The sequence below is a fragment of the Paraburkholderia pallida genome, assembly GCF_004524855.1.
Taxonomy (GTDB): domain Bacteria; phylum Pseudomonadota; class Gammaproteobacteria; order Burkholderiales; family Burkholderiaceae; genus Paraburkholderia; species Paraburkholderia oxyphila.
Window position 1 is genome coordinate 314,539 of the sequence record NZ_CP038150.1, and the last position, 17,819, is coordinate 332,357.

Genomic DNA, 17,819 nt, shown 5'->3' on the forward strand with positions numbered 1-17,819 from the left:
CGGGGCGGCGCCGAAGAGTACAGTTCTGCTACGATCGGCCTCGCTCAGGAGGGCGCCAACGAACGCCACGGAGGGCGTTGGATGAAACTGTACGAAAAGCTGGCAGACGACCTTGAACGGTCGATCCGGCAAGGCGTTTATCGGCGCGGCGAGAAATTGCCGTCGATACGGCAGACGAGCCTGCAGCACCGCGTCAGCATCACGACCGTGCTGCGCGCGTACATTCTTCTGGAGAGTCGCGGCTTGATCGTGAGCCGCCCGCAGTCCGGCTATTTCGTGAGCGATGCAGCGGACGATGAGCAGGCGCACATTCCGGAATTGCGGCCTTCGCGGCCGGTGCCGATCTCGTCGCCGGTGGACGTGAGCCGCCTCGTGCTTTCGACGCTGCGCTCGATCGGCGTCGACGAGGCCGTGCCGCTGGGCTCGCCGTATCCCGACCCGCGCCCGTTCCCGTTCGACAAGCTCAATCGCTACGCCTATGAAGCGGGCCGCGGCAAGGCGATCTGGGGTGTGACCGATGCGTTGCCGCCCGGCAACGCGCGGCTCATTCGCCAGATTGCGCGCCGCTACCTCGAAAACGGCATGCGCGTCGACCCGAACGAGATCGTCGTGACAGTGGGCGCCACGGAGGCGATCAATCTGTGCCTGCAGGCGGTGGCGAAACCCGGCGACGTGATCGCCGTGGAGTCGCCGACGTTCTACGCAATGTTGCACGCGATCGAGCGCCTGGGGATGCATGCCATCGAAGTGGCCACGCATCCCGAGCACGGTATCGATGTGGAGGCGCTGGGGGAGATCATCGCTTCGCAGCCCATTGCCGCGTGCATGATCATGCCGAATTTCCAGAACCCGCTCGGCTTCATGATGCCCGATGCGAACAAGCGCGCGCTCATGGCGCTCCTCACGCAGCGCGATATTCCGGTCATCGAAAACGGCGTCTATAACGAACTCTATTTCGGCGAAGCGCATCCCACCACGCTGAAGTCACTCGATACCAAGGGGCTCGTGTTGCATTGCGCGTCGTTCTCGAAGAGCCTCACGGTGGCCTATCGCGTGGGCTGGGCGCTGCCGGGGCGGTATCGCGATCAGGTGGAGAAGCTGAAATTCCTCAATACGCTCACCACGGCCACGATCCCGCAAATCGCCATTGCCGAGTTTCTCGAGCGTGACGGCTATGAGCATCATCTGCGGCGCGTGCGCAGGCATTACGCGCAGCAGGCCAATCTGATGCGGGCGATCGTGTCGCGTTTCTTTCCCGAAGGCACGCGCATCTCGCGGCCGGTGGGCGGCTACGTGCTCTGGATCGAGCTGCCGGAAACGGTGGACGCGCTGCGCCTCTACAAGCTGGCGCTGGAACAGGGCATCACGATCGGCCCCGGACAGATGTTTTCAATCTTCGAGAACTCGTACCGCAATTTCATCCGGCTCAATTACAGCAGCGCATGGACCGATGAAATCGAGCAGGCCGTGATCACCGTCGGCAAGCTCGCCGGCGAACTGCAGCGAGGTTGACGCCATGCATCTCGATCTTTCGTTCTCGGTGAAGGTGTTTTCCGCAATGTTCGCAATCATGAATCCAATCGCGAATGTCCCGGTGTTCCTTTCCCTGACCGAGGGTGCGAGCGACGCCACGAAACGGAAGATCGCGAGCGTCACCTTCATTGGCGTGACCATTGGCTGCCTGATTTCAGTGAGCGTGGGCGACGCCATTCTTGGCGTATTCGGCGTGACGATCGACGACTTCCGGCTCGCGGGCGGCCTGCTCGTGCTGCTCATTGCGCTCGACATGCTGCACGGCGCCTCGAGCGCCCAGCACACACCCCGGCAAAGCGAACTGGGCGAAGGCGGTGGCGATCAGGACGTGGCCATTTTCCCGCTCACGATGCCGCTGCTCGTCGGCCCCGGCACGATTGCGACGCTGATCGTATTTGGCCATACCGCGACGAAGCAGGGCGAGGTTGCCAGCCTCGCGCTGGGGCTCGTCGTGTTCCTCGCGCTGCTCGCGATTGCGCTGTTCTCCGCGCCGCTGATCGGGCGGTTCTTGTCGCCCAAAGTGACCGCCATTACCAAGCGCTTGATGGGCATGATCCTGGCCGCCATCGCGGTGGAAATGATGACCGCGAGCTTGACCGCGCTCTTCAAGGGCCTGGTCCATTAGCGATTCACCCTCGATTCACTGTCGATTCACCCTCGCGCGAGCGAATTTCGGGTTTCTACCTGGTCCATGCGGACGAGGCGTATGCGGGGTCGTCCCCTGATCATCGGCCTGCAAAACAGACAGGCGCAGGCAGAAGCAGGCAGACGCACGCAACGCGGCCGGCGGATCAGGGAGGATCAAATTGGCGGGTTCGAAAACGAGGATATTCAAGGGCTCCGCGGCACGCATGGGGGCGACGCTCTGCCTGATGGCGGCGATGTTGCCCGCCGCGAGGGCGCAGTCCGACACGCAAGCACAAACGATAGGCGAAGCATTCGACTACGCCTACCCGCTTTACCTGCTTTCCACCTATCGCTGGACCGCGCTCGAAACCACGAGCAGCCGAACCAGCACGACGCTCGATCATTTCGCGCATTCGCGCAAGATCGCCACGCCCGACGACAAGTGGGCGAACGGCCCCATCGTCGAAGCGCTCTATTCGACCGCCTGGATCGATCTCGCCCGCGGCCCGGTGATCTTGCGCACGCCGGACACGCACGACCGCTACACCGTGCTGACGCTGATCGACTTCTATTCGAACACGTTCTTCTATGCCGGGCGGCGCACGACGGGAACCGGCGCGCAGCAATACTGGCTGGTCGGTCCTGACTGGAAGGGTGAGGCACCCGCGGGCATGAAGGTCGTGCGCGCGTCCACGAACGATGTGTATGTGAATCTGCGCGTGGCGGTGGACGGTCCCGCCGATCAGCAGACGGCCAATGCGGTTCAAGACGGCTTCACGATCACGCCTGCCGGCACGCCGTCTTCCGCCGCGCAGCCGCCCGGTGCGCCACAGCGCCTGCAGCCCGTTGCCGGCGATCCGAAGAATTTCGTCGATGTGGTCAATCAGATGCTGGCCCTCGATCCGCCGCCGCAGCGCGACGAGGCGCTCATCGAGAAGTACCGGTCAATCGGCATCTGCGGCGCGCCATGCAGCTGGGACGCGTTGCCCGATGCCACGAAAGCCGCCTGGCGCGCGAGCTATCCGAAGCTCGAGAACCAGTTCTTCGCCTGGTATCTTGCCCAGGGCCACGCGCACGGCTGGATCAACTACAGCCCGCCCGGCAACAAGCTTGGCACCACTGAGCAGCGTGATTACCAGCAGCGCGCGTTCGCGCTGGCGCTCGGGATGGGCATGCTGGGTCTCGACCGACGCGAAGCCAATTACTGGAATACCTTCGCCGACGCGCAAGGGCAGCCGCTCAGCGGCGGCAAGCGTTACCGGCTGCGGCTGCCGGCCGGCGGCATTCCCTCCAATGCGTTCTGGTCGGTCACGCTCTATTCGGCGGACAAGAGTGGGCAATTCCTCGTGGACAACCCCCTCCACCGTTACCAGATCAGCAGCCGCACGCCGAACGTGAAAACCGATGCCGACGGCAGCATCGAGATCTGGCTCCAGTCCGATCCGCCTGCCGCCGACAAGCTGTCGAACTGGCTGCCCACGCCGGCCGGGGGCCAGCCGTTCATGCTGTTCGCGCGCGCCTATGAGCCGAAAGCCAGCGTGCTCAGCGGCGCGTACCGGATGCCGGATGTGGAAGCGCTTCCTTGAATCGACCCGGGTGAGACCCGCGTTAGACCCTAGTCGGAATGGACGATGGCGCGGCGCGAGCACCCCGTTAATTTGGCCGTTATTCGGCGCGACGCCGAATGACGAAGGGCACGAAGCCACGAATGCCCCAAGATCGGGAGACGGTCCATGAAGCTGACGAAATCCAGGGTGTGCGCGTTCACGGTTGCCGCGGTCGCTGCTGTTGCGGGCGCGTGCTATGCGATTGGCGGCCCCGATCAGGAGAGCTATGTTGCCGGCTTCATGCCGTGCAGCGCGGTCGATTCGAGCGGACAGCCTCAGGACTGTGTGCCGGTCGACCGAACCCGCATGAGCATTGCCGCCTTGCACGGCATGTGATTTCCATTTGAAAGTATTGTGAAAGAAAACTGCCCGGCACGCATTTGCGCGTCGGGCAAGCGTTGTTTTCTTCGGAAGAAACAACGCTGCCCGCATCGTCCTCGAGTACTGGACGATGCGGGCCGGTGCGCCAGGCTTTAGCGGTGCAGGAGCCAGTCCACGATGCGGCCGGCGGCTTGCTCCGGTGAGTCGACGGTCGTGTCGATGCGGATCTCGGGCTGCTCAGGCGGCTCATAGGGCGAGTCGATGCCCGTGAAGTTCTTCAACTCGCCATTGCGGGCCTTCTTGTAGAGCCCCTTGGGATCGCGCTGCTCGGCCACGGAGATGGGGGTGTCGACGAAAATCTCGACGAAGCCATCCGGCCCCGCCAGCGCGCGCGCCATGTCGCGTTCGGCGCGGAACGGCGAGATGAACGAGACGAGCGAGATCAGTCCGGCGTCCATCATGAGGCGCGCCACTTCGGCCACGCGCCGGATATTTTCGACGCGGTCGGCCTCCGAGAAGCCCAGGTCCTTGTTCAAGCCGTGCCGCACGTTGTCGCCATCGAGCAGATACGTGTGCTTGCCGAGCGCGTGCAGCTTCTGCTCGACGAGGTTTGCAATCGTCGACTTGCCCGCGCCCGAGAGCCCCGTGAACCAGACCACGCGCGGCGCCTGATGCTTGAGCGTGGCGCGCGCATTGGCGTCGATGACCGTAGCCTGCCAGTGCACGTTCTGCGAGCGCCGCAACGCGAAATGCAGCATGCCCGCGCCCACGGTGTTGTTGGTGAGCCGGTCGATCACGATGAAGCCGCCCGTATCGCGGTTCTCCGCATAGGGGTCGAACGCCACCGCCCGGTCGAGGTTCAGGTTGCACACGCCGATCTCGTTCATGTCGAGCGTGCGGGCGGCAAGGTGCTCGAGCGTATTCACGTTCACGCGGTATTTCGGCTGCGCGCAGGTCACGCCCACGGTGCGCGTGCCAATCTTCAGCAGATAGGGGCGGCCCGGCAGCATGGGCTCTTCGTTCATCCAGACGAGCGTGGCTTCGAACTGGTCGGCGACAGCGGGCGGCGCATCGGCGCGCGCGATCACGTCGCCGCGGCTGATGTCGATTTCGTCTTCGAGCGTGAGCGTGACGGCCTCGCCGCAGCGCGCGCGGTCCGTTTCGCCTGCCGCGGTGATGATCGACGTCACGCGGCTGTCGCGGCCGGACGGCAGCACGCGCACGCGCTCGCCGCGGTGGATCTCGCCGGCCGAGATATTGCCCGCGTAGCCGCGAAAGTTCAGGTGCGGACGGTTGACCCACTGCACCGGCAGCCGGAACGGCTGGGTGAGGCGGGCATCGTCTTGCACGGGCACGCTCTCGAGATACGCCATCAGCGAGGGACCGTCGTACCACGGCGTGTTGGCGCTGGTCTCGGTGACGTTGTCGCCCGCGAGCGCCGAAAGCGGAATGCTCGCGATATCGTGCAGGCCGATCTGGGCCGCGAACGCGCGATATTCGTTCGTGATCCTCTCGAATACGTCTTGCGCATAGCCGACCATGTCGAGCTTGTTGACGGCCAGCACGATACGGCGAATGCCGATGAGCGAGACGAGATAGCTGTGGCGGCGCGTTTGCGTGAGCACGCCCTTGCGGGCGTCCACGAGAATCACGGCCACGTCCGCTGTGGAGGCGCCCGTGATCATGTTGCGCGTGTACTGCTCGTGGCCGGGGGTGTCGGCCACGATGAACTTGCGCTTTTCCGTGGCAAAGAAACGGTAGGCGACGTCGATCGTGATGCCTTGCTCGCGCTCGGCCGAGAGCCCGTCGACGAGCAGCGCGAAGTCGAGATTGCCGCCCTGGGTGCCGACTTTCTTCGAGTCCGCCTCGAGCTGGCTGAGCTGGTCTTCGAACAGCATCTTCGACTCGTAGAGCAGCCGGCCGATCAGCGTGCTCTTGCCGTCGTCCACGCTGCCGCAGGTGATGAAGCGAAGCAGGCTCTTTTCCTGCTGCGCGCTCAGGTATCGCTCGACGTCGTCGGCGACGGTGGTGATGACGGTGGCCATTAGAAGTATCCCTCCTGTTTCTTCTTTTCCATCGAGCCTGCGGAGTCGCTGTCGATCAGGCGGCCCTGGCGCTCGGACGTTTTGGCCAGCAGCATCTCTTCGATGATGCCGGGCATGGTGTCGGCCTCGCTTTCGATGGCGCCGGTCAGTGGGTAGCAGCCCAGCGTGCGAAAGCGCACCTTCTTCATTTGCGGGACTTCGCCCTCGCGCAGCGGCAGGCGTTCGTCGTCGACCATGATGAGCGTGCCGTCACGCTCGACCACCGGACGCTCCTTTGCGTAGTAGAGCGGCACGATGGGGATATTCTCGAGATAGATGTATTGCCAGATGTCGAGCTCGGTCCAGTTGGAGATGGGGAAGACGCGAATGCTTTCGCCTTTGCGCTTGCGCGCGTTGTAGAGGTGCCAGAGCTCCGGGCGCTGCATCTTGGGGTCCCAGCGATGATGCTCCGAGCGCAGCGAGAAGATGCGTTCTTTTGCGCGTGATTTCTCTTCGTCGCGGCGGGCGCCGCCGAATGCAGCGTCGAAGCCGTAGTGGTCGAGAGCCTGCTTCAGGCCTTGGGTCTTCCAGACGTCGGTGTGGACCGCCGAGCCATGCGTGAACGGGTTGATGTTCTTTTCGACGCCTTCGGGGTTGATGTGCACCAGCAGGTCCAGGCCCAGGCGCTGTGCGGTCTCGTCGCGAAAGGTGATCATCTCGCGGAACTTCCACGTGGTGTCCACGTGGAGGAGGGCGAAGGGCGGTTTCGCGGGGTAAAAGGCCTTCATGGCGAGGTGCAGCATGACGGAGCTGTCTTTGCCGATCGAGTACAGCATGACCGGTTTTTCGCACTCCGCCACGACCTCGCGCATGATGTGGATGCTCTCGGCTTCGAGGCGTTCCAGGTGGGTCATCATCGATAGTCTCCTCATTGAATATGCTTGGGGCGCAGGTTCTGGGATGCGAACTGCGCTGCTGCATGGAGGAGAACTTAACTGTTCGGAGGCTTCGGATTCTTCGTCCGACTAGACTAAAAGTGTTTTTGTGGTTCTCCTGGCGGTGGCCTTAACTTGTTTTCGCGGCGGGCCGCAGGCGTTGCCCCTGTGCGGGGCGGCACCTACTTTTCTTTGCCGCGGCAAAGAAAAGTAGGCAAAAGAAAGCCGCTCACACCGCCAGTGTGACGCAGTCCACCACTGCCCTGTTTATCGGAGCGGCTCCGGGGCGTCTGTCACCACTCGCCGTTTATCGGAGTGACTAAGGGCTCATTCATCCGGCGGCGCTCCGCGCGCCGTGGGGTATGACAAAAAACAGTGGGATGTACGCGCGTTTTCGTAGGACTACAGTGTATTCGATTGGCGGCTCGCCCACGCATTCACCAGCCAGAACGCCCGTACATTCACCAATCAGCACTCCCGCCCGGTCAGAACCCCAGCGCATTTACCGGTCAGCACCTTCGCGCACTTACTGGGTGGCCCCCCAGCGCAATCGCCGGCCCGCCCGCCCGGTTTTCCATGCATACCCTTCCGCCCGCGCGTAGCGCGCGGCGGGAAGGATGAGCCCCTTGTCACTAACGCGGAGTGTGCGAGAAGACGGATGCCCCGGAGCCGCTCCGATTTACAGGGCAGTGGGGGACGGCGTCACACTGGCGGTGTGAGCCGCTTTCTTTTGCCTACTTTTCTTTGCGGCTGCAAAGAAAAGTAGGTGCCGCCCCGCACAGGGGCAACGCCCGCGGCCCGCCGCGAATACAAGTTAAGGCCAACGCCTGAGAACCTGAAAGGCTCTCACCCCACAGCAAGCCGCTGCGTCATAGCGGGATCATTCCCGGGCCCAAGTGCACAACTCACCCCAGCGGGGTCATAAATCCTGGCAACACAAGCATTGCAACTATTGCATCCAGAACGCGAAAGCGTCCCCCTCCGAAAGTGCTCCACAAGCTCTGGATCATGAATAAGCGCACGCGCAAGTGCAACACAATCGAACCCATCGGCCATCAGCTGCTCGACGCCGTCGAGCGATCGCACACCGCCCACATAGGCGAGCGGCATCTTCACGGCCGCGCGTATCGTTCTGGAATCCTGCAGGAAATAGTTCTCCCGGAACTTGAGATTACGCGGCGTGCGCATCTCCAGCATCTTCACCCCGAGCTTCGCAAACAGATGCGGCGCAGCAGCCTTCATCTGCTCGGTGGGCATGGGGCTCCCGAACAGCACCCAGGGACTTTCCACATTGCGCCCCCCGCTCAGGGTCAGCAGATCGGCACCCGCGTCTTCAAGCAAGCGCGCCGTAACGGCAGAGTCCTCCGCACTGTTGCCGCCTGCCGCGCCATCGCTCACACTCAACTTGCAAGTCACCGCTAGTTGCGCGCCCACGGCGTCCTTCACCTGGTGCAACACATGCAAAGGAAAACGGCTGCGCTGCTCGACGCTACCGCCAAAGCGATCGTGGCGGCGATTACTGAGCGGCGAGAGGAACTGGTTCAGCAGATAGCCGTGCCCCATGTGGATCTCCACGGCGTCGAATCCGCTCTCGCGCGCGAGGCGCGCGGCTTCTGCGAATTCGGCGGCCACGCGCACCATGTCGACCTCGCTCATCGCGCGCTGGAAGTACACGCCATAGAGCATGCCAAACGCGTTCAACCCGCTCGATGCCGATGGCGGCGTGCGGCTGCCGCCATGGCGCATCATCGTGAACGAGCCGGCATGCGTGATCTGCAGGCAAGCAGCGGCGCCCTCGCGATGTACCGCATCCGTGAGCACCCGCAAATGCGGCACGATCCCCGCGTGCATATGCATCTGGTGCGAGAACGTCAGCCCGTCCGCGGCCACCGCCGCGTAGGCCACCGTGGTCATGCCGATGCCACCCGCCGCAAGATCGCGGTGATGCTTCACGAGGGCCTGGGTCGGCAGTCCCACCGGCGTCATGCCCTCGTTGGCACCCGCCTTGATGAACCGGTTGCGCAGCGTGAGCGGGCCAATGCGCAACGGCGAAAAGGGCGAGGGCGGGGACGCGTGAGTCGCTTGCATGGGGTGCTCCATGGAATCAGAAGGCATCCGGCCGCACGCTCGCGTCGTGCCCGCCGTCGATGAAAAGCACGCTGCCGTGGATGAACCCGGCCTGCTCGCCGCAAACATAGCGGATCAGCGAAGCGATTTCGTCAGGCTCGGCGCGACGCCCCACGGGCGGCACGAACTGGCGGATGGCCTCGCCGTAGCGCGCATCGCGCAGGCCGGCTTCCAGCAAGGGCGTTTGCACCGCGCCCGGCGCCACGGCGTTCAGGCGCACGCCGGCATGGCCCCATGACGCCGCGCGGCGGCGCACCGCAACGGCCAGCGCGTGCTTGGAGCTCGCATAAGCCGCGTAGCCGGCCTGGTCGGCGGGACTCGCCTCCACGAGCGCATGCACGCGGGCCTCGTCGTCTTCGAGGTAGGCGTCGTGCAGCGGATGGCCAGCCCACGGCTGCAGCACCGCCGAGTTCGACGACACCGCCACGGCCGACGGCTGGTTGCCGCGCTTGAGCGCCTCGAACAGGCCGTCGAGCAGCGCAAGCGTGCCGAAGTAGTTGACGCTCGCGACGAGCGTGGCCGGCTCGGCCTGCGGGCCCAGGCCCGCGCAGCAGACGAGCGTGTCGATGACGCCGCCGCTGCGCGCGAGCACGGTGTCGACGGCGGCCTCGCGGCCCGCGGCGCTCGAGAGGTCGGCGCACACGTCGGCGCGCGCGATGTCGACGCCAATCACGTTCATGCCGGCTTCGACGAATTGCCGCTGGACGGCGGCGCCAATGCCTGAGGCGCTGCCGGTGATGACTGCGGTTTTCATGCGTGGTCTCTTCGGTTGGAGTGGCTGGGCGGCGGCGAGCGCTTGCTTTCAACGGCCATGCTGCCTCGTGCGCGCGATATGTGTGCCGCCTGCATTGAAATCAGACCGCCTGGGTCGCGCGGGCTTCGCGGTACAGCGTTTCTGCGCGCTGCTTGAGGGCGTGCGCCACGGCGGAGAATCCCTGGCGCACCCATTCACCGTGCTGCGCCATCACGGTGGGCGCGGTCGGCCCGAGGAAGAGATCGGTGGAGTGATAGCGGCAGCGCGCTTCATCGAGTATCTCGATGATCTGGTCGCGGCGTGCCGCGTCGGGGTTGTCCGCGCTCGAAATCATTTCCCACGAGAGCAGCGTCGGGCGGTCGAACGCGGCCAGCTGCTCGACAACGTGGAGCAACTCGCCTGGCCGCGTCGGATCGGGCAGATACAGGTTGACCGGCTCGCCCATGCGCAGCGTCGATTCGACCTTCACGGTGTACGGGTTCCACTCGGGATAGCGGGGGAGATCGATCAGGATGTCCCAGACGAACGATGCGGGCGCATCGATATCGACCTTGACCGAGCTGACGAGGTATTGCGAGTCGGACATGCGAGCCTCCTTGGGGCGGGAAAGAATCGCGTGAGGCGCGCACATGCGCCGGCTCACGCGTCGCCATCGTGTCACCGACAGGGCCCCGCCTTCTTCGTCCGGACGGACTAAAGGCGGGCAAACCCCAGGGGAAATGCCAGGAAATAGCGCCATGCCGGCAATGCATTGCCGCTCGCGTCATCTGCCCCTGGCATCGAGCAAATTGATACGACGATTTATTTATGTTTTTTTTAACGACCGGCGCAGGTAGGCTCCAAGCCATTGACTAGCAAAAGGGGCACATCATGTCCGGAGCGCCAGCGTCCCGCGCGCCGTCGGCCAAATCGCTCAAAATCGACGCGATCCGGTTCATGGCGGCGCTCTGGGTGATGCTCTACCACTTCGGTCCGCCGCCGTTCAAGGCGTTCTTTCCGGCCTCGCTGGCAGGCGTGGGCGGCGCGCTCTGGTCGGGCTCCGTGCTCCTTTTCGCGGGACCGGCCGCGGTCATCGTGTTTTTTGTCATTTCCGGTTATTGCATTCACAACGCATATCACCGTGATGCCACGCTGCGGCCGATTAATTATTTTGCGTCGCGCTATGTGCGCATTGGGCTGCCGCTCGCCGTGGTCGCGGTGCTTTGCCAGCCGCTCGGCAATGCCGGCAATCTGCTCGAATCGGTGCTGTGGTCGCTTTACTGCGAGATCGTCTATTACACGATCTATCCGTTGCTGCGCAGCCGCTTTCGCTACGTGGGCGAAATGATCGTGGGCGTGGCGCTCGCCGCCGCCGTGATGGTCTGGTACCGCCACACGCATACGCAGCTCGTGTGCGCGCATTGCGTCTACGAAAACTATGGCGTGGCAGGCACGGCCTTCCTGTACCTGCCGGGCTGGCTGCTTGGCTGTCTCGTGGCCGAGATGCATCGCAGCGCCATCGACGGCCGCGCGAGCTATCGGGCATCGGCGCTTACGGCAGGCATCGCGCGCGGCCTCGCGGCGGTGTCGGGCTGGCTCGCGAAGCATCTGGCAGCCGCGCGCATTGCGATCGTGGCGACGGGGTCGTTCACGTTCCTGCTCGCTTCCACCTCGCACATCAAACCGGCTTTCTTGCCGTTCGTCGGTCCGGATATCACGTTGCCGGTGTTCCAGTTCATCGTGGCGGGATGGATAGCAGCGGAAACGGCCACGCAGGGCCGCAGCGCATTCTGGCGCTACGCCGGTGGGCTCGGCGCGTGGTCGTACAGCCTGTATCTGTGCCACAAGCTCGCGCTGGCCATTCTCGGCGAGACCGGCTATCCGCAGGGCCAGACGTTCGCCTGGCTCGCTACGGTAATCGTTGCGCTGGCAACGAGCTACGCGTTTTACTGCGCTGTCGAGCGGCCTTCGCACCGGCTCGCGCACCGCTTGCGCAAGTTCGTCGCGAAGGTGCCTACGCGGCCGGCGGTTTGAGAGGCGCTGGGAGGATTGGCGCCGGTACTTGGTATCGGCCTCACCGCGCAGCGCAGTCGTCACGATTTCTTTAGATGCCGAAGCCGCCGGACACGTTCAGTTGCTGCCCGGTGATGTAGGCGGCGTTTTCGGATGCGAGGAACACGGCGGCACGGCCGATGTCCTCGGGCTTGCCCCAGCGTTTGAGGGCGAGCATCTGCATTGTTTCGTCGATCCATTTCTGGTCGAACTGGCCTTGCTCGAGGAGTTGCGGGAACATGCCGGCCTCGATTACACCGACCAGGACGGAATTCGCGCGGATGTTGTAGCGGCCTTCCTCGCGGGCGATGCCCTTTAGCAGCGATTCATTGGCGGCCTTCGGGGCGACCGACAGGCCGTCACGATCGGGCCAGCGCAGATGGCCGGCCGAGCCCAGCGCAACGAACGAGCCGCCGCCCGCGGCGCGCAGGTGGGGCAGTGCGGCCTTGGCGGCATTGAAGAAGCCCATGACCTCGATGTCGATGGCGCGACGCCAGTCTTCGTGGCTCATCTCGCTGATATGGCGTTGGTTGACGAAAGGGCCTGCCGCCCAGACGATGGTGTGTACGCGGCCGTGAGTTTCTATGGCGGCGTCCAGTGTGGCCTGGACTTGGGCGGTGTCGGTCACGTCGACCTGGTGGGTGCTTGATTTGATGCCCAATTCGCGGATCTGGGTGGCGATGCGGTTTGCTATGTCAGCCTTGGAGCGGTAGGCGACTGCTACCGGTACGCCGGTGCGGGCGAACTCCAGGGCCACGCCTTGGCCAATGCCGCCGTTGCCGCCGAATATCAGTGCGGCGCCTTCTGGGAATCCATTCTTGATCATGGTTGGTGCTCCTGTTTGATTAGTTCTTTTTTAAGGCGTTGGCCTTAACTTGTATTCGCGGCGGGCCGCGGGCGTTGCCCCTGTGCGGGGCGGCACCTACTTTTCTTTGCAGCCGCAAAGAAAAGTAGGCAAAAGAAAGCGGCTCACACCGCTAGTGTGACGCCGTCCCCCACTGCGCTTCCAATCGGAGCGGCTCCGGGGCATCCGTCATCTCGCACACTCCGCGCAAGTGACAAAGGGCTCATCCATCCCGCCACGCGCTACGCGCGGGCGGAAGGGTATGCAAGGAAAACCGGGCGTGCTGCGTGGCGAATGCGCGAAGTTCTGCCGGGCAAACTGGCGATTGCGCAGGAATGGTTCCGGGCGAATATGCTGGAGTCCTACTGATACGTGAGAGTGCTTCCATATGAATACGTTGGAGTTCCACGAATACGTGTCTATCCCAATAGTTTTTGTTATTCCCCACGGCGCGCGCAGCGCCGCCGGATGAATGAGCCCTTGGTCACTCCGGGAGATGGCGAGTGGTGACAGACGCCCCGGAGCCACTCCGATATACAGGGCAGTGGTGGACTGCGTCACACTAGCGGTGTGAGCCGCTTTCTTTTGCCTACTTTTCTTTGCGGCTGCAAAGTAGGTGCCCCACAGGGCAACGCCTGCGGCCCGCCGCGAAAACAAGTTAAGGCCACCGGCCAAAATAACCCCAAAAAAGCAAGCTGAATACTCGGCAAGCATCATCACCTGCGCAAATAAAAGCACCGCACCGAAGTGCGCAAAGCACTACCTCATATAGCAATGAGCATCCCATAGCGCAGCAGAATCGCGCGCCCGCATATTCAAACCAGCTCTCAAACCATAGACACAACGCTATTAAGCAGCGTCTTCACAAGCACGGCTTGGCGCGTAGCGCCCGTCTTCCCAAAGATCCCCCTCAAATGCGCCCGCGCAGTATTCTTCGCGATCCCGAGCGTCTCGGCAGCCTCATCCAGCGTGAGCCCATCCACAAGCAACAGCGCCAGCTCGGTCTCAGTAGGCGTAAGCCGATAAAGCGATCTCAGCATGGCCCTGGAATGCTGCGGCGAAGAAGCCGGATCGCGTATAAACACGGCCACCGCCGGCCGCCGCGTACGGTCCTCAGCCCGATAGTTCAGCGGAATGGGCCGCAGCAACACACTAAGCGGGATCTCCCCAGAGGCCCGCGAAAGCGTAGTGGCCTCGACACACGACGTCGCCGCAATCAAATGGTGATTGATCGCCGCCTGAATCGCCTTCTGCAGGCGCCGGTCCTCCACCGGACAACGCGCGCGCAGCGCATCGTTCACGAGCGTCAAGCTATCGGCCGCAGCAAACAGACGGTTGGCAGCGCCATTGCTCTTCATGCACTTGCCATGCTCATCGAGGATCACGGTGCCCACCAGCATGCGGTCCATCGTGCCGGCGTACAGCGTCCGCTCGGATTCGAGCACGTCGAGCGTCGAGTGCAGGTCAACCGCACGTTGCAGGTGCGGCAGCAGCACGGCAACCAATGCCTTATCGGCCGTGTCATAATCGCGCGCACCGTGGCGCCGGCTCACAAAGAAAGCACAATCCACAGCGTCGCGCGTGCGTATGTTGGCGACCAGGATATAGCGCAGGTCGAGCGGCTTCAGGTATTGCAGATAGAATTCATGCTCGCACCACGCCTCCGCGCCGAACAGTTCGTCCGCGCTCACCGCCTGGCCCGCCGGCACGGTGGTAAAAGGGCAGATCGAGTAGTAATGCTCACTATATGAGGGCTCGCCCGGCAGCAGCGTGCCATAAGCAGAGGCATTGACGATCAGCCCCGCGCGCCCCGATGCGGGATTGCGCAGCACAAGCGTCACGAAGCTCGCATCGAGCCGTTGGCGGATGCACTCGAGCAATCCCGCCCACGGCGTGGCTTCTACCGGTCCCTGGTAGACGAGCGCGAGCAGGGCGCTCACGTCGCGCGGCGCAAGGCCGGCCGCCTCGAAGCTGGCTGGCGCAATGCCCTCGCAGTCGCCTGCTATATCCGTCGACACTTTGTTCGTCTCCATGGCGTTGTGGCGAGTCCCGTTGCCCGGTCCCGGTTGCCGTTTTCGACGATGATAGGAGCCGAGGCGCGGCGCGCATCGTCCTTTTGAGTTAGACGGCCAGCCGCGCCGGCCTCCAGCCGCACCCCCACGGGAAGCGGGAGGGTAAGCCCTGGGTAGTCCGCCTGGACGAAGATTCGGGCAACCCGGTATCGGTATCGTCTCCTCACGGCACAACGGAGGAGACAGAGCATGACGACGCCAACCGGCGAGGCGCAGTTGCTTTCAGGCGAGACATGGGCCGCCTTTTGCGAGACGCTGCGGCGCAGCGGCGAACAGATTCTGCGGCCCGAAGCGCCGCACGACGCGTTCACGCGCGCCGAAGGGTTCCGCTATCTGAGCCGGCTCTTGCGCATCGCGCTAGAAATGCATGTGGAGTTCGCGGATGCGGATTTCCCCGGCTTTTTCTCGCCCTCGCACGAGACGGCCAAGATCGGGGCCGACAATCCCGACAATCTCTATCAGTACGCGCGCCTGAACGGCAAGCACGAGTACCGTGTGAGCGGTACTCGCGGCACCGTGTCGTACCTGAGCTTCGGCACGCAGAAGGGCGGCTATGAAACCGACGGCAAGATGCTGCCGACGGGCTTCATCGACGCGAATCACATGCAGGTCGAAGCCGATGGCAGCTTCGAGATCGTCCTGAGCGCACAGCGCCACGAAGGCAACTGGCTGCCGATGGACCCCGCCTCGAACGCGCTGGTCGTGCGGCAGACCTTCCTCGACCGCAAGACTGAGAAGCCCGCGCAACTGAAGATCGAGCGCATTGGCGCGTCGAGCCAGCCGGCGCCGCTCGACCCGGTGCGTCTGCATGACGGCCTGCAGCGCGCCGCCGCGTTCGTCGAGCAGACGTCGCGCATCTTCGCCAACTGGGCGCAGGGCTATCAGGCGCACGCCAACGCACTGCCACCCGCCGATCAGGCAGTGTGCCAGGCCGCCGGCGGCGACCCGAACATCTTCTACTACCACACGTACTGGGCGCTCGAAGACGACGAGGCGCTCGTGATCGACGTGGCGCGCGTGCCCGAATGCGATTTCTGGAATGTCCAGATCAACAACTACTGGATGGAGTCGCTCGACTATCGCTATCACCAAATCTGCCTGAACAAGCATTCGGCAAGGTTGCGTGAAGACGGCGGCGTCACGCTGGTGCTGAGCGCACGAGACCCCGGCGTGCCGAACTGGCTGCAGACCGCGGGCCATCGCAACGGCACGCTGTGCCTGCGCTGGGTGGGCGCCACGACGCCCGTGCATCCGTCCACGCGCGTGGTCAAGCTCGAAACGCTGAAGGAGACCGCATGAACGCCGCCAACCCGATTGCGTCTATCGCGACGCACGAGGACACCGATCAGCTCGTCAGCCGACTGTTGGCAAGCGCGACCGAGCGCTCAGGGGGACTGACCGACTTCGGTGACGGCAGCTATCGCAAAGCGCTCACGGTCCTGTTCGACTCGCTCGCCACGCAGGCCAATCTCTCGCCGCAAGGCGAAGCGATGCTGCACGAGAAAGTGCTGGCGCAGCTCGTCAACCGCCTCGTGATCGAAGACTATTGCAAGCGCCATCCCGAGATTCTCGCGCAACCGATCGACGATCCCGTCGTGATCGTGGGCCTGCCGCGCACCGGCACGACGCTGCTGCAGCGCGTGCTCGCCACCGACACGCGCTTTCATTCGGCGGCGTGGTGGGAAACGCGCTACCCCGCGCCGTTGCCAGGCGAAGCGGCGCACGAGAGCACGCGGCGCGTCGCGCTCGCACGCGCCGAAGTGGAGCAGATGATCCACTTCATTCCGCAGATCCTCGCGATTCATCCGCTGGACGCCATGCAGCCCGACGAAGAGTTCATGCTGATGGAGCATTCGTTCCTCTGCGCCATGGACTCGTATGCGAACGTGCCGCGCTATACTGCGTGGCTCGCGCAGCAGGACCATACCGAGGTGTACACGTATCTGAAGAAAATGCTGCAGTTCCTGCGATGGCAAAAGGCGCAGCGCGGCGAGCCGGGCGCGCAGCGCTGGGTGCTCAAGACGCCGCAACACCTGCACACGCTCGAAGTGCTGTTCAAGGTGTTTCCGCATGCGAAAGTGGTGTTGACGCATCGGGACCCGACCGCGACCATCCCGTCGATGGCGAGCATGGCGCATACGCTCTGGAAGCTCTACGCCGACGCTCCCGATGCGCGCGAAGTCGGGCGGCAATGGAGCGCGCAGATGCAGCGCGCCGTCCATCACGCGATGGACGTGCGTGCGAGCCTGCCGGCGGAGCGCTTCCTCGACGTGCGCTTCGAGGACACGGTGGCCGATCCGCTGGGCGTGGTCGAACGGGTGTATGCGTTCGCGGGCATGACGTTCCCGGACTCCGTGCGTGCCGGCATGCAGGCGTGGCTCGCGCAGAACGGGCGCGAGAAGCGCGCGCCGCACGATTACACGCTCGAGCAGTTCGGCCTGAGCGTCGAGCAGTTGCAGCGCGATTTCGCGCGCTATCGCGAACGCCATATCGAGGCGAGCCATGGCGCGTGATCTCCAATACCTGCTCGACCGCACGGATATCAACGATCTCATGATCGATTACGGCACGGCCATCGACCGGCGCGATTTCGCGGCGCTCGACCGTTTCTTCACCGAAGACGCGGTGATCGATTACCGTGCCACGGGCGGCCCGCGCTGCACGCTGCGCGAGGCCCAGTCGTTCCTCGCGCAGGCGCTGCCGCAATTTCCGCGCAGCCAGCACATGATGGGGAACATCAGCGTTGAGATCGAAGGCGAGACCGCGCGCGCCCGCACGATGTGCCACAACCCGATGGTGTGGCGCGCGCCCGACGGCAGCGAGCGCGTGATGTTCTTCGGCATCTGGTATGTGGACGCGCTCGTGCGTACGCCCGAAGGCTGGCGCATCCGCCATCGCGAGCAGGAACTCTGCTATTCGTACAACTATGAGGGGGGACTTTGAG

At 63.8% G+C, this 17,819-nt stretch carries 15 protein-coding genes; 8 read left to right on the forward strand and 7 right to left on the reverse strand.

All coding sequences use genetic code 11. The features are described 5' to 3' along the window. The first annotated feature begins 81 nt into the window (after positions 1-81). From E1956_RS28065 to E1956_RS28080, 4 genes are all read left to right on the forward strand, one after another. A complete protein-coding gene (locus E1956_RS28065) occupies positions 82-1,512 on the forward strand; it encodes an aminotransferase-like domain-containing protein (RefSeq protein WP_134755388.1) in 1,431 nt (476 codons plus the stop codon). Between the two features lie 4 nt (positions 1,513-1,516). Next, a complete protein-coding gene (locus E1956_RS28070) occupies positions 1,517-2,158 on the forward strand; it encodes a MarC family protein (protein ID WP_134755390.1) in 642 nt (213 codons plus the stop codon). A gap of 226 nt (positions 2,159-2,384) precedes the next feature. Further along, positions 2,385-3,746: a DUF1254 domain-containing protein gene (locus E1956_RS28075; protein WP_134755392.1), complete on the forward strand. Its 1,362-nt coding sequence runs from the start codon at positions 2,385-2,387 to the stop codon at positions 3,744-3,746. A 147-nt stretch (positions 3,747-3,893) separates the two neighbouring features. Then, the gene (locus E1956_RS28080) at positions 3,894-4,103 is read left to right on the forward strand and encodes a hypothetical protein (RefSeq protein ID WP_043289061.1); all 210 of its coding nucleotides are present in this window, start codon (positions 3,894-3,896) and stop codon (positions 4,101-4,103) included. 137 nt (positions 4,104-4,240) lie between these two features. On the opposite strand, the gene cysN is transcribed toward E1956_RS28080, so the two are convergent. The 5 genes from cysN to E1956_RS28105 form a co-directional block, all read right to left on the reverse strand. After that, the gene (gene cysN, locus E1956_RS28085) at positions 4,241-6,133 is read right to left on the reverse strand and encodes a sulfate adenylyltransferase subunit CysN (protein ID WP_134755394.1); all 1,893 of its coding nucleotides are present in this window, start codon (positions 6,131-6,133) and stop codon (positions 4,241-4,243) included. Next, on the reverse strand, positions 6,133-7,029 hold the full coding sequence (gene cysD, locus E1956_RS28090) for a sulfate adenylyltransferase subunit CysD (RefSeq protein ID WP_232072041.1): 897 nt from the start codon (positions 7,027-7,029) through the stop codon (positions 6,133-6,135). Before cysD ends, cysN begins: the two co-directional genes overlap by 1 nt. A gap of 864 nt (positions 7,030-7,893) precedes the next feature. Then, the gene (locus tag E1956_RS28095) at positions 7,894-9,135 is read right to left on the reverse strand and encodes an NADH:flavin oxidoreductase (RefSeq protein ID WP_134755398.1); all 1,242 of its coding nucleotides are present in this window, start codon (positions 9,133-9,135) and stop codon (positions 7,894-7,896) included. Positions 9,136-9,151: 16 nt separating this feature from the next. After that, positions 9,152-9,928 (reverse strand): SDR family oxidoreductase, encoded by a 777-nt coding sequence (locus E1956_RS28100; protein WP_134755400.1) that lies wholly within the window; start codon positions 9,926-9,928, stop codon positions 9,152-9,154. A gap of 100 nt (positions 9,929-10,028) precedes the next feature. After that, a complete protein-coding gene (locus tag E1956_RS28105) occupies positions 10,029-10,514 on the reverse strand; it encodes an SRPBCC domain-containing protein (protein ID WP_028223674.1) in 486 nt (161 codons plus the stop codon). Positions 10,515-10,798: 284 nt separating this feature from the next. Between E1956_RS28105 and E1956_RS28110 the strand changes: the two genes are divergently transcribed. After that, positions 10,799-11,941 carry an acyltransferase family protein gene (locus tag E1956_RS28110; RefSeq protein ID WP_134755402.1) on the forward strand — a complete coding sequence of 381 codons (1,143 nt, stop codon included), beginning with the start codon at positions 10,799-10,801 and terminating at the stop codon, positions 11,939-11,941. 70 nt (positions 11,942-12,011) lie between these two features. Here the strand turns inward: E1956_RS28110 and E1956_RS28115 are convergent, their stop codons facing one another. Next, positions 12,012-12,785: an SDR family NAD(P)-dependent oxidoreductase gene (locus E1956_RS28115; RefSeq protein WP_134755404.1), complete on the reverse strand. Its 774-nt coding sequence runs from the start codon at positions 12,783-12,785 to the stop codon at positions 12,012-12,014. A gap of 845 nt (positions 12,786-13,630) precedes the next feature. Next, positions 13,631-14,788, reverse strand: a complete 1,158-nt coding sequence (locus E1956_RS28120; RefSeq protein WP_232072184.1) for a helix-turn-helix transcriptional regulator — start codon at positions 14,786-14,788, stop codon at positions 13,631-13,633. Between the two features lie 276 nt (positions 14,789-15,064). Here E1956_RS28120 and E1956_RS28125 point away from each other — a divergent pair, with 276 nt between their 5' ends. From E1956_RS28125 to E1956_RS28135, 3 genes are read left to right on the forward strand one after another with little or no spacing between them, the layout of a single operon-like run. Further along, on the forward strand, positions 15,065-16,174 hold the full coding sequence (locus tag E1956_RS28125) for a DUF1214 domain-containing protein (protein WP_134755408.1): 1,110 nt from the start codon (positions 15,065-15,067) through the stop codon (positions 16,172-16,174). Beyond that, complete coding sequence (locus E1956_RS28130; protein WP_134755410.1) at positions 16,171-17,388, forward strand: sulfotransferase family protein; 1,218 nt, start codon at positions 16,171-16,173, stop codon at positions 17,386-17,388. The genes E1956_RS28125 and E1956_RS28130 overlap by 4 nt, the downstream gene beginning before the upstream one ends. After that, positions 17,378-17,818 carry a nuclear transport factor 2 family protein gene (locus tag E1956_RS28135; RefSeq protein WP_134755412.1) on the forward strand — a complete coding sequence of 147 codons (441 nt, stop codon included), beginning with the start codon at positions 17,378-17,380 and terminating at the stop codon, positions 17,816-17,818. The genes E1956_RS28130 and E1956_RS28135 overlap by 11 nt, the downstream gene beginning before the upstream one ends. The last annotated feature ends 1 nt before the right edge of the window (position 17,819 follow it).

Bases quoted from the DNA above. Each gene is read 5' to 3' on its own strand.
- E1956_RS28065 (WP_134755388.1), top strand. From the start codon at position 82: ATGAAACTGTACGAAAAGCTGGCAGACGACCTTGAACGGTCGATCCGG.
- E1956_RS28070 (WP_134755390.1), top strand. From the start codon at position 1,517: ATGCATCTCGATCTTTCGTTCTCGGTGAAGGTGTTTTCCGCAATGTTC.
- E1956_RS28075 (WP_134755392.1), top strand. From the start codon at position 2,385: ATGGGGGCGACGCTCTGCCTGATGGCGGCGATGTTGCCCGCCGCGAGG.
- E1956_RS28080 (WP_043289061.1), top strand. From the start codon at position 3,894: ATGAAGCTGACGAAATCCAGGGTGTGCGCGTTCACGGTTGCCGCGGTC.
- cysN (WP_134755394.1), bottom strand. From the start codon at position 6,133: ATGGCCACCGTCATCACCACCGTCGCCGACGACGTCGAGCGATACCTG.
- cysD (WP_232072041.1), bottom strand. From the start codon at position 7,029: ATGATGACCCACCTGGAACGCCTCGAAGCCGAGAGCATCCACATCATG.
- E1956_RS28095 (WP_134755398.1), bottom strand. From the start codon at position 9,135: ATGCAAGCGACTCACGCGTCCCCGCCCTCGCCCTTTTCGCCGTTGCGC.
- E1956_RS28100 (WP_134755400.1), bottom strand. From the start codon at position 9,928: ATGAAAACCGCAGTCATCACCGGCAGCGCCTCAGGCATTGGCGCCGCC.
- E1956_RS28105 (WP_028223674.1), bottom strand. From the start codon at position 10,514: ATGTCCGACTCGCAATACCTCGTCAGCTCGGTCAAGGTCGATATCGAT.
- E1956_RS28110 (WP_134755402.1), top strand. From the start codon at position 10,799: ATGTCCGGAGCGCCAGCGTCCCGCGCGCCGTCGGCCAAATCGCTCAAA.
- E1956_RS28115 (WP_134755404.1), bottom strand. From the start codon at position 12,785: ATGATCAAGAATGGATTCCCAGAAGGCGCCGCACTGATATTCGGCGGC.
- E1956_RS28125 (WP_134755408.1), top strand. From the start codon at position 15,065: ATGACGACGCCAACCGGCGAGGCGCAGTTGCTTTCAGGCGAGACATGG.
- E1956_RS28130 (WP_134755410.1), top strand. From the start codon at position 16,171: ATGAACGCCGCCAACCCGATTGCGTCTATCGCGACGCACGAGGACACC.
- E1956_RS28135 (WP_134755412.1), top strand. From the start codon at position 17,378: ATGGCGCGTGATCTCCAATACCTGCTCGACCGCACGGATATCAACGAT.